This window comes from Nisaea nitritireducens, assembly GCF_014904795.1.
Taxonomy (GTDB): Bacteria; Pseudomonadota; Alphaproteobacteria; order Thalassobaculales; family Thalassobaculaceae; genus Nisaea; species Nisaea nitritireducens.
In genome coordinates this window covers 35,963-46,360 of sequence record NZ_JACZFS010000060.1, presented here as the reverse complement: position 1 = coordinate 46,360, position 10,398 = coordinate 35,963, and the positions used below count along the sequence as shown (strand labels likewise).

Annotated in this window: 13 protein-coding genes; 8 read left to right on the top strand and 5 right to left on the bottom strand. The window is 60.8% G+C overall.

The genetic code is table 11. The annotated features are described in order from the left end of the window. The 8 genes from IG629_RS19260 (at window position 1) to IG629_RS19225 (ending at window position 8,003) form a co-directional block, all read left to right on the top strand. On the top strand, window positions 1–168 hold the full coding sequence (locus IG629_RS19260) for a glycine cleavage T C-terminal barrel domain-containing protein (RefSeq protein ID WP_319025129.1): 168 nt from the start codon (window positions 1–3) through the stop codon (window positions 166–168). A gap of 25 nt (window positions 169–193) precedes the next feature. After that, window positions 194–565: a glycine cleavage system protein GcvH gene (gcvH, locus tag IG629_RS19255; RefSeq protein WP_193173537.1), complete on the top strand. Its 372-nt coding sequence runs from the start codon at window positions 194–196 to the stop codon at window positions 563–565. Window positions 566–635: 70 nt separating this feature from the next. After that, window positions 636–3,521, top strand: coding sequence for an aminomethyl-transferring glycine dehydrogenase (gcvP, locus tag IG629_RS19250; protein ID WP_193173536.1), 2,886 nt, complete (start codon window positions 636–638; stop codon window positions 3,519–3,521). 3 nt (window positions 3,522–3,524) lie between these two features. Further along, a complete protein-coding gene (locus IG629_RS19245) occupies window positions 3,525–4,220 on the top strand; it encodes an HAD family hydrolase (protein WP_319025128.1) in 696 nt (231 codons plus the stop codon). A 168-nt stretch (window positions 4,221–4,388) separates the two neighbouring features. Further along, on the top strand, window positions 4,389–5,045 hold the full coding sequence (locus IG629_RS19240; RefSeq protein ID WP_193173535.1) for a response regulator: 657 nt from the start codon (window positions 4,389–4,391) through the stop codon (window positions 5,043–5,045). Between the two features lie 29 nt (window positions 5,046–5,074). After that, entirely contained in the window at window positions 5,075–6,388 is a 1,314-nt protein-coding gene (locus IG629_RS19235) for a sensor histidine kinase (RefSeq protein WP_193173534.1), read from the top strand. A gap of 106 nt (window positions 6,389–6,494) precedes the next feature. After that, entirely contained in the window at window positions 6,495–7,328 is an 834-nt protein-coding gene (locus tag IG629_RS19230; protein WP_193173533.1) for a calcium-binding protein, read from the top strand. A gap of 207 nt (window positions 7,329–7,535) precedes the next feature. Beyond that, window positions 7,536–8,003, top strand: coding sequence for a YbaK/EbsC family protein (locus IG629_RS19225; protein ID WP_193173532.1), 468 nt, complete (start codon window positions 7,536–7,538; stop codon window positions 8,001–8,003). On the opposite strand, the gene IG629_RS19220 is transcribed toward IG629_RS19225, so the two are convergent. The 5 genes from IG629_RS19220 to IG629_RS19200 all read right to left on the bottom strand — a co-directional run bounded on the left by IG629_RS19220 (window position 8,000) and on the right by IG629_RS19200 (window position 10,341). Then, the gene (locus IG629_RS19220) at window positions 8,000–8,542 is read right to left on the bottom strand and encodes a helix-turn-helix transcriptional regulator (RefSeq protein WP_193173531.1); all 543 of its coding nucleotides are present in this window, start codon (window positions 8,540–8,542) and stop codon (window positions 8,000–8,002) included. The two genes, IG629_RS19225 and IG629_RS19220, sit on opposite strands and share 4 nt — an antisense overlap. A gap of 10 nt (window positions 8,543–8,552) precedes the next feature. Further along, window positions 8,553–9,128: a cytochrome b/b6 domain-containing protein gene (locus IG629_RS19215; RefSeq protein ID WP_193173530.1), complete on the bottom strand. Its 576-nt coding sequence runs from the start codon at window positions 9,126–9,128 to the stop codon at window positions 8,553–8,555. Continuing rightward, on the bottom strand, window positions 9,128–9,397 hold the full coding sequence (locus IG629_RS19210) for a PepSY domain-containing protein (RefSeq protein ID WP_028466817.1): 270 nt from the start codon (window positions 9,395–9,397) through the stop codon (window positions 9,128–9,130). Before IG629_RS19210 ends, IG629_RS19215 begins: the two co-directional genes overlap by 1 nt. A 137-nt stretch (window positions 9,398–9,534) precedes the next feature. Continuing rightward, window positions 9,535–9,813 carry a hypothetical protein gene (locus IG629_RS19205; RefSeq protein WP_193173529.1) on the bottom strand — a complete coding sequence of 93 codons (279 nt, stop codon included), beginning with the start codon at window positions 9,811–9,813 and terminating at the stop codon, window positions 9,535–9,537. 66 nt (window positions 9,814–9,879) lie between these two features. Then, entirely contained in the window at window positions 9,880–10,341 is a 462-nt protein-coding gene (locus IG629_RS19200) for a MarR family winged helix-turn-helix transcriptional regulator (RefSeq protein WP_193173528.1), read from the bottom strand. Window positions 10,342–10,398: the final 57 nt, after the last annotated feature.

The window sequence follows — 10,398 nt, the reverse complement described above, 5'->3', positions numbered from 1 at the left end:
ATCACCAGTGGCGGCTTCGGGCCGAGCCTCGAAGCACCGCTGGCCATGGGATACGTCACCACCGAACACGCAGCCGCCGGTAGCGCTGTAAATGTTGTCGTTCGGGGCAAAGCCCTGCCCGCCAAAACCGCCAAAATGCCGTTCGTCCCGAATGGCTACAAACGTTAAAACAAAGCACCAGAGGGGATCAGATATGAGCGAGCGTCGCTTTACCGAAGACCATGAGTGGATCGATCTCGACGGCGAGATCGGCACCGTGGGTATTACCGATTTCGCCCAGGAACAGCTTGGCGAAGTCGTGTTCGTGGAAGTCCCGGATGTCGGCAAGAGTGTCGCCAAGGGGGACGAAACCGCCGTCGTTGAATCCGTGAAAGCCGCGAGCGAGCTTTATGCACCGGTGACCGGTGAAGTGGTCGAGGCGAATGCGGCACTGGCCGACACGCCGGATCTGGTGAACAGCGACCCCGAAGGCGCTGCCTGGTTCTACAAGATCAAGATTTCCGACAAGGCCGAGTTCGACGCCCTGATGGACGCGGACGCTTACAAGGCACACGCGGAGGCCTGAGGCCGGGCGCCGTTCGGGCGCCTGATGCACGAGATGACGAATGGCCTGCGGGCCACAAGGAGCAGAAGAGATGATGGACAACAGGCTGGCCTTCGCCGAACAGGAAGAAAGCGAAGAGTTCATTCGCCGTCATATCGGCCCCGGCCCGGAAGATCAGGCAGTGATGCTGAAGGCGCTCGGCTACGAGAACCTCGGCGCCCTGATCGATGCCGCCGTTCCGGCAAAGATCCGCATCAAGGAGCCGCTCGACCTGCCACCCGCGCAGACCGAAAGCGCGGTGCTGCAGAAGCTCCGGCAATATGCCAACACCAACACGGTGAACCGCACCCTGATCGGCATGGGCTATTACGGCACCCGCGTGCCGGCCGTCATCCAGCGCAACATCCTGGAAAATCCGGCCTGGTACACGGCCTATACGCCGTACCAGCCGGAAATCAGCCAGGGCCGGCTGGAAATGCTGCTGAACTTCCAGACCATGATCGGCGATCTGACCGGTCTGGAAATCGCCAATGCCTCCCTGCTCGACGAGGGCACTGCGGCAGCGGAGGCCATGGCTTTCTGCCACAAGGCCTCGAAGAACAAGGGCAACGTCTTCTTCGTCTCAAAGAATTGTCATCCGCAGACCATCGACATTCTGCAGACCCGCGCCGCTCCAGCCGGGCTGACTGTCATGGTCGGCGATGAGAACGAGCCGCTGCCGGAAGACGCCTTCGCCGTCCTGCTGCAATACCCGGACACCAACGGCGCCGTACATGACTATGCCGCTATCGTCGAGAAGGCGCATGCCCAGGGCGCGCTCGCCGTGGTCGCGGCGGACCTGCTCGCCCTGACCCACCTCACCCCTCCGGGCGAGTTCGGCGCGGATGTCGCCATCGGCACCAGCCAGCGCTTCGGCGTGCCGCTCGGCTTCGGCGGCCCGCACGCGGCCTATTTCGCCACCAAGGACGAGTACAAGCGCTCCATCCCGGGCCGTATCGTCGGCGTGTCCGTCGACAAGAACGGCGATCCGGCCTACCGGCTGGCCCTGCAGACCCGCGAGCAGCATATCCGCCGCGAGAAAGCGACCAGTAACATCTGCACCGCCCAGGTCCTGCTCGCCGTCATGGCGGCGGCCTATGCCTGCTATCACGGGCCGGACGGGCTGACCAAGATCGGCCGCCGGGTGCATCGCCGGACCGCGATCCTGGCCCAGGGCCTGCGCGAGCTTGGCTACACCATCGCGCATGACAATTTCTTCGATACCATTATCGTGCAGACGGACGACTGGACCGGCTCCGTCACGGAGGCCGCCCGCATCGAAGGCGTCAATCTGCGCATCTTCGAGAACAGTGTCGGCATCTCGCTGGACGAGACCTGCACCCGCGAGCTGGTCGAACGGCTCTGGGCAATGATGGCTTTCGACAGCATGAAGGAGCTGACCTACGAAGCCGTCGCCGATCGCACCCCGGACGCCATTCCGGCGAAGCTGGAACGCAGCTCGGAATTCCTCACCCATCCGGCCTTCAACCAATACCATTCAGAAACCGAAATGCTGCGCTATCTGCGCCGCCTCGCGGACAAGGATGTGGCGCTGGATCGCTCGATGATCCCGCTCGGCTCCTGCACCATGAAGCTGAACGCGACGACCGAGATGATTCCCGTCACCTGGGCTTCTTTCTCCGACATTCATCCCTTTGCCCCCCGCGATCAGGTCGAGGGCTATCATCTGATGATCTCGGAGCTGGAGCGGATGCTGGCCGAGATCACCGGCTATGCCGCCGTCTCCCTGCAGCCGAATGCCGGCAGCCAGGGCGAATATGCCGGCCTGCTGGTGATCAGCGCCTATCACGCCAGCCGGGGCGAAGGGCATCGCAATATCTGCCTGATCCCGAGCTCCGCGCACGGCACCAACCCGGCGTCAGCCGCGATGGCGGGCATGAAGGTCGTGGTCGTGAAATGCGACGATGACGGCAATGTCGACATGGCCGATCTGAAGGCCAAGGTCGAGCAGCACAGCAGCAATCTCGCCGCCCTGATGATCACCTATCCCTCGACCCATGGCGTGTTCGAGGAGACTGTCACCGAGATCTGCGATCTGATCCACGAACATGGCGGGCAGGTCTATATGGACGGCGCCAACCTCAATGCCATGGTCGGTGTCTGCAAGCCGGGCCAGTTCGGCTCCGACGTCAGCCACCTGAACCTGCACAAGACCTTCTGCATCCCGCATGGCGGCGGCGGCCCCGGTGTCGGCCCGATCGGCGTCGGTGCGCATCTGGCGCCCTTCCTGCCGGGCCACCGCAACATGAACGCCCAGGAAACCGCCATCGGCCCGGTCAGCGCCGCGCCATACGGCAGCGCCGGCATCCTGCCGATCTCCTGGAGCTATATCGAGCTGATGGGCGCCAACGGCCTGAAGAAAGCGACCGAGGTCGCGATCCTCTCCGCCAACTATCTGGCGCAGCGCCTCGAAGAGCATTTCCCGGTGCTCTACAAGGGCAAGAATGGGCTGGTTGCGCACGAATGCATTATCGATCTGCGCCCGCTGAAGGACGAAACCGGCGTTACCGTCGACGATGTCGCAAAGCGGCTGATGGATTACGGCTTTCACGCCCCCACCATGTCCTTCCCCGTGCCGGGGACGCTGATGATCGAGCCGACCGAGAGCGAGCCTCTGGCCGAACTCGAACGCTTCTGCGCGGCGATGATCGCCATCCGGCAGGAAATCCGCGATATAGAGGAAGGCAAGCTCACCCGCGACGAGAGCCCGCTGGCCCATGCCCCGCACACGGCGGGCGATCTGATGGCGGACGACTGGGACCGGAAGTATTCCCGCGCCCAGGGCGCCTTCCCGGTCGACAGCCTGCGAAGCAACAAATACTGGCCGCCGGTCGCCCGGATCGATCAGGCTTATGGCGACAAACACCTGATCTGTTCCTGCCCGCCGATTGAGGCCTATCAGGACGCGGCTGAGTAAGCGGTGCAAGGCAGTATCCTGCCGGGGACGGGCAAGCGCCCCGTCCCTCTCCGTCTCGATGCGTTGCTGTTCGATCTCGACGGCACGCTGGTGGACACCGCCGAACTGCATGTCGACGCGACCAACGCCGCTCTCGCGACATTCGGCCGGCAGATTTCCCGGCCCGACTATGAAGCGCACCTGCATGGCGGCGCCAATGACGACACCCGGCACTTTCTGTTTCCCGACGATCCCGAAGGCAAAGGCCGAGACTATGTCGATCTGAAGGAACAGCTGTTCCGGGACAGCGTCGTCCAGCTGGACAGAATGCCAGGACTGACCGAGCTTCTGGACTGGGCCGCCGAGCACAGTCTGAAAACCGCCGTTGTAACCAACGCACCGAGGGCGAATGCGGATCTGATGCTGCGTGCCCTTGGCCTCGCGGACCGCTTCGACGCAATCGTTGTCGCGGAAGAAGTGCCCTTGGGTAAACCGGACCCGGGACCTTATCTGGAAGGCCTGTCTCGCATCGGCTGCGCGGCAGAGGCGGCAATCGGGTTCGAGGATTCGCCAAGCGGGCTGACCGCGCTAATCGGCGCCCGTGTCTTTTCAGTCGCAATTACCGGCCCGGGCGATCCAGCTGCACTCATCGGGGCTGATCTCTTAATTGACGACTTCCGGTCGCCCGCGCTTCAATCGCTTCGTCACGCCATCCTTTAGCCGGAACCCTCCTAGCAGCCCGTTCCGGAAGCGGCCCAAGCCAATCGGCTCCTAAGTGCCGCGTGTTGCACCACGAGCCCGGATATTTGCATTTCAAGCGGCATTGCCGGATGGTGTTCGGCATTGACGGAACAGCATGTCGTCGCGACCAGTTGAGAGAGGCTTTGCGTGCGCATACTCCTGATTGAGGATGAGCATCATCTCGGCGCGGCTGTCCAGGAGCAGCTTCGAAGCGAGAGCCATGCCGTCGACTGGGTGCAGACGCTGGCCGATGCAGACGCGGCGGCTGTCGCAACTGACTACGAGCTCTTGCTTCTGGATCTTAATCTGCCGGACGGAAATGGCATTGATCTGCTCAAGTCCATGCGTGAGCGGGGTAGTAGCTGCCCTGTGCTCATCCTTACCGCACAGGACCAGATCAGCGATCGGATCGCAGGCCTTAACGCCGGTGCGGACGATTACCTTGTAAAACCCTTCGATCTGGAAGAGCTGTCGGCGCGCATTCATGCGGTGATCAGACGTTATGTTGGAAATCTGAAGCAGGTTGTCGATTTCGGTGACGTCTCGGTCGATATTACGGCAAAGCTGGTTCGAAAGAACGGTGAGGAAATTGCTCTCACGCGGCGGGAATGGGCGATACTCGATCTGCTCTCACGCCGGCCCGGCACAGTCATATCGAAGGAAAAGTTTGAGGAAGCGCTCTACGAGTTCGGCGAGGAAGTCGAAAGCAACGCGGTGGAGGTGCATATCAGCCGTTTAAGGAAAAAGCTCGGCGCCGAGTTGATCAACACACAACGGGGCGTGGGCTACAAACTGGTGATCTGAATATGGCACGATGGAGCCTTACGCAGCGATTGACTGTCCGCCTGAGTGCGGCTATCGCGCTCCTCTGGATCGCGGCGGCAGTGATTTCCGCGTTTGTTATCCGGTATGAATTCAACGAAGTATTCGACAGCGCACTTCAGGAAACCGCGCAGCGCTTGCTGCCACTTGCGGTCGAAGACCTGAGGGAGCGAGGCGAACCCGTGGAATGGTCGCGCGAGATCCGCGAAGAGATCGTTGTCGCAGAGCATGAAGAATATCTCATATACCAGATCAGGGCATCCGACGGCCGTGTGCTCATCCGTTCGCACGATGCACCTCAGCAGGCTTTCCAGACACCCCTGACCCCAGGCTACGCGAACCGGAATGGCTGGCGCATCTATACCGAGCCGAGCGCCGGTCAGGACGTCTTCATCCAGGTCGCCGAAGCCCTTGATCACCGTGACGAAGCGCTCCTCCATCTGGTGCTCACCCTGACCGCGCCTTTGTTCGTGTTGTTGCCCCTTTCCGCCTTCATCGTTCGCTGTTTCGTTCTGGGAACGCTACGCCCGATAACAAGCGTACGAGCGTCGATCGCTTCTCGCGGAGGCAGCAACACAGCGCCTATCGGCGATGAGTCACTCCCGCAGGAACTGAGCCCGATCGTGGAAGATGTAAATCGGTTGCTGGAACGCTTGCAGAAATCACTGCAGGCAGAACGCGCCTTTGCCTCAAGCAGCGCCCATGAGCTGCGCACACCTGTGGCCTCTGCCTTGGCGCAGGTATCCCGCCTCAAGGCTGACCTTCAGCAGCATCCGGCAACGGATCGGGTTATCCGGATCGAAGAAATCCTTCGTGAGCTTGGTGGCCTGGTCGAGAAGCTGCTGCAGCTTTCAAGAGCAGAAGCCGGGGTGGCCTTGAAACGCGAGCCGATGAAACTCGGTTATGTCGCGCAGTATCTCGTGGATGAATTCGACCGCAAGACACCCTATGCAGGGCTGGTGAAGCTCGTCAATGAGACCGACGAAGAAGGCCAGGATGTTGTAGAGACCGATCTCGATGCGCTCGCGATTGCCCTCCGGAACCTGATTGAAAATGCCCTGGTTCACGGCATGAAGGATTGCACGGTGATCGTGCTGATCGGGAAAGACCGTTCTATTCGGGTGATCAACGAAGGCGCAGTCGTTCCCGGTGAGAAGTTGTCTCACCTGACGGACCGGTTTTCCCGCGGCCGTTCCAGATCCGAAGGCAGCGGCCTCGGGCTCGCGATCGTGAAGACGATCGTGGAGCAGGCTGGCGGAACGCTCGAACTCCGGTCCCCGGCGACCGGACGCCATGACGGGTTCGAGGCTATCATCCGCTTTTAGTAACCCAACCGTTTTGTTCAAAGCTGTCAGGTTCACGTCAGGTTTGCGTGCGAGTGTTGCTCGCTATGCGGCGACTCTAGTCGCGAATGGAGCCGAGGAGAAACCAATGGCTAGCTTCGACGAACTCATTGACGACTGGAATGAAAAGTTGTTCGCAGCACTCGCCCATGATGATGACGATAATCATCATGATAGCGACGACGATGACCATGATGACGATAATCATCAGGACGATCTTCATGATAGCGACGACGACGACCATGATGATGATGATGACGATGACGATAATCATCAGGACGATCTTCATGATAGCGACGACGATGACCATGATGATGACTACGGCGACCTGGATGATGACCATCTGGAAGGGCACGAAGGTCATGACGGCCTGTATGGCGAAGCCGACGATGACATCATCCACGGCAAGATTGGCTCTGATCGCCTCGACGGAGATGATGCGTTTGATGTTCTCTTCGGGGGACAAGACAACGATACCGTCCACAGCGGGAACGGCGACGATTATGCCTTTGGCAACCTTGGAGATGACGCGCTGGATGGTGGCGCTGGAAATGATTGGCTGCATGGCGGGCGGGACAACGACACGATCAACGGCGGCGACGGCAACGACGTAGTAAACGGTGGCCGCAATGATGATCAGCTAACCGGCGGAGCTGGCGCCGACACGTTCGTGTTCGCAGGCCAGTCCGGTCAGGACACGGTCTATGATTTCGACCCGGACAACGGTGATGTCATCGCGTGGGACTCAATTGATGTCGAGGGTGATGCCGGCGATGGCCCCGAAAACGCCCAGGAACTGCTGTCATGGGCCACCGAGACCGAAAATGGAGATGCGGTGATCTCGCTCGGTGGGGACAACACTGTGACCCTAATCGGTGTCGCGCCGAGTGATCTCAGTGCGGCAGACTTCTTGATCATCTGATTTCAGATTAATGTGAACGAGCCCCGCAATCTCTGTTGCGGGGCTCGTTCTATATTCATTTTCAGCTCCGGTTGAATAGCCCGCCCATTTCCGCTCGGCCGATAGAGAGACATGAGCCCCTGCCATCGGGTGACGATTGGCGATTGACGACTCCTCCGCGCCTGCGCTCCACTCCTCTCTTGCCCCCCTCCTGAAAGACGGACCCCCATGAGCAAGAGCGTCAATCGTGTGAAAGCAGCCGCCGAGGCGGCCGGGCTGACCGTCGAGATCCTGCGTATGCCGGACTCGACACGGACCGCTGCCGAAGCCGCTGCCGCCTGCGGCTGCGACGTCGCGCAGATCGTGAAGTCACTGATCTTCAAGGGAGGCGAGACGGGCGCGCTGAAGCTGCTGCTGGTCTCCGGCGCCAATCAGGTGGATCTGGATAAGGCGGCGGCGCTGGTTGGCGAGCCGCTGGAACGGGCCGATCCGAAGGAAGTCCGTGAGATCACCGGTTTCGCCATCGGCGGTGTCTCCCCGCTCGGACATCTGACCCCGGTCGCGACCTGGATGGACGAGACTTTGCTCGGCTTCGGAACAGTCTGGGCGGCGGCCGGTGCGCCGAACGCGGTATTCGAGATCACTGGCACCGCGCTTCGTGACGCCACCGGCGCCACAATCGCAGATCTCGGTTAACGCTCGGCCGAAGAGGTTTCTTCCGTCGCCTCCATCCCTGGCAACGGGCCGCCGAGCAGATCGTCAATGAACAGGCTGACCAGTTGGGAGCGGCTGGTCACCCCGGCCTTGGCATAGATACGGGTGAGCTGGGCCCTGACAGTGCTTGCCGCCGTCCTTCGGATCTCCGCGATTTCCGCAATCTCGAACCCCTTGATGGCGAGCATAGCAACGTTTGCTTCGGCAGCTGTCAGTTGCCAGTGCTTGAAATGCTCTCCGATCATCGTACCAAGCGCGCCGGACGCAATCGTCACCGCTTCTTCCGCCCGCTCCGCCTGCTCGATCGTCCGGCGCATTTCAAGCGCACCGAAGACGATGCCGGACACAAGTGCGACAGCAACAGCCGCCTCCAGCACATCGTGCCCGGACAAGCCGGAGAAGTGCAGATCCCTGATCGCGTCGCCGACAAAGAACACCGCGCAAACGGACTGCAGAACAAGAACGGCGGCGAGCCCATAGACTCGCCGCCGCAATCTGGCTTTTGAATCAGTGTCGCCCAAGAATGCCCCCTCACACAGGTCCGGATTTGCCGCGCCGGCTCCATGTCATTTGCCGGATCAGATTGATCCCGGAAAGTCTCGATTCCAGCAATACACCGCCGACATGCAAGGCGGCCATGAGAACCAGGAGATTTGCCGTAACCTCATGCACCTCTTCGGCAACCTCGCCAATCTGGCTGGCCTCACCGAAATTTTCCAGCAGGATGCCCGTTCCGGCAACCGCGAACAACATGCCCCACAGCCCATAGACCATCAGCGCGCCCAGAGGATTGTGGGACCGGTTTGCTTCTCCATGCCCATGCCTGCCGGGACTGAGCCCGCTGGGACTGAACATGGTCCGGGCATGATCCCGCGCGGCCGTCAAGCTGGGCGGAAAGGAAGAGAACCGGGCGCGCCGGGCTCCGACGACGCCCCAGATCATCCGCAACACGACCATCGCGAGCGCCACATAACCGAGCCATTCATGCAGCTCCGAATGTTCCGAAACGACAGTGAAATTCAGCAGGACGCAGACCGCGACGGTCCAGTGTGTGATGCGGACGACCGGGTCCCAGAGCCGTAGGGGCACCGGGCGGCTCCCGTCCATCAGTCCTTGCGCTCCTGTTCGAGGGTCTTACCGGTCACCGGATCGAGTTCCAGCTCCCACGTCACACCATCGCGTTTCACATAGACCTCGATCTCATCGTCGTCGTGTTCCAACCGGATGATTTCGTAGCCCTGCTTTTCGAGCAGGGTCCGGACCTGTGCATCCGACAGCCGCTCGCCGGATTTGCTGTCGGTTCCGGCAACGCTGTAACCAACCAGGGGAATGGCGATGAGCGCCGCAGCGCAGACACCGAGCATCAGCTTCTTCATGACTGTCTCCAATCTTCAGATTGTCCGACAACATGATTGCCGCCGGTGATCTGCAGATGGCGCATGACATACCGTTACGGAATGCGCTTTTCGCTTATGAGAAGCCTTGTAAGCGGATGCTTACGCAAGGGATTGGCTCAGAGCTTCAGGCCCTTGTCGTCACTCTCGTCGCCGTCATGCTTGTCCGGCTGCCCGCCCTTCGGATTGACCCGGCGGATGATAATGTCGCCGTTCGGCAGGACTTCCGGTGCCTCGTATTGCGGGATCGAGGAAAAGAAAGCGCGCAGGCCGTCGAGCACCATCTGCGCTCCGCGCTCGATCGTGTCTGCAGGCGGCTCTTCGGCGGCCCTTGCAGGTCCGGCGGCGACGGCCATGGAGAGGCCAAGAAGTACGGCTAGCGACGGTAGAGTCTTCATCTATGGCTCCTTTGTCAGGACAACCCATCATAGCCATGATTTAGCCGACAAAAAGGCAGAGGCAAGTTATCTGCCCCGCCCGGCAACCACGGCACCGGTGACACCATTCAGATCCTCGACCAGGGTGCCAATATCCTCCCGGCTCATGCCGATGGTCTCGAACAGGCAGGCCGCGACGTCCCAGGACTTCTGCTTCAGCTCCCGCCCCTCCGGCATGAGGGAAACCTGCACCTGGCGTTCGTCGTTGGCGGCACGGCGGCGGCGCACCAGCCCCGCACCTTCAAGCCGCTTCAGCAAAGGCGTCAGGGTGTTCGATTCAAGATGCAGCAGCTCACCAAGCTGACCGACGCTCTGATCGTCCTGCTCCCACAGGGCCACCAGCACCAGATATTGCGGATAGGTCAGCCCGAGCTCTCCCAGAAGCGGCTTGTAGAACCGGTTCATGGCGTGATGCGCCTTGTAGAGGGCGAAACACAGAAAGTCGTCCAGATGAGGCGGCTGGTGCTTTTCCGAATGCGAGTCCGTCATGGATTTCTCCAGAGAGGTTCAGGAGAAATTTAATCGCACACGATTTAATCGCAAGCC

Bases quoted from the DNA above. Each gene is read 5' to 3' on its own strand.
- IG629_RS19230 (WP_193173533.1), top strand. From the start codon at position 6,495: ATGGCTAGCTTCGACGAACTCATTGACGACTGGAATGAAAAGTTGTTC.
- gcvP (WP_193173536.1), top strand. From the start codon at position 636: ATGATGGACAACAGGCTGGCCTTCGCCGAACAGGAAGAAAGCGAAGAG.
- IG629_RS19210 (WP_028466817.1), bottom strand. From the start codon at position 9,397: ATGAAGAAGCTGATGCTCGGTGTCTGCGCTGCGGCGCTCATCGCCATT.
- IG629_RS19205 (WP_193173529.1), bottom strand. From the start codon at position 9,813: ATGAAGACTCTACCGTCGCTAGCCGTACTTCTTGGCCTCTCCATGGCC.
- IG629_RS19200 (WP_193173528.1), bottom strand. From the start codon at position 10,341: ATGACGGACTCGCATTCGGAAAAGCACCAGCCGCCTCATCTGGACGAC.
- gcvH (WP_193173537.1), top strand. From the start codon at position 194: ATGAGCGAGCGTCGCTTTACCGAAGACCATGAGTGGATCGATCTCGAC.
- IG629_RS19215 (WP_193173530.1), bottom strand. From the start codon at position 9,128: ATGGACGGGAGCCGCCCGGTGCCCCTACGGCTCTGGGACCCGGTCGTC.
- IG629_RS19225 (WP_193173532.1), top strand. From the start codon at position 7,536: ATGAGCAAGAGCGTCAATCGTGTGAAAGCAGCCGCCGAGGCGGCCGGG.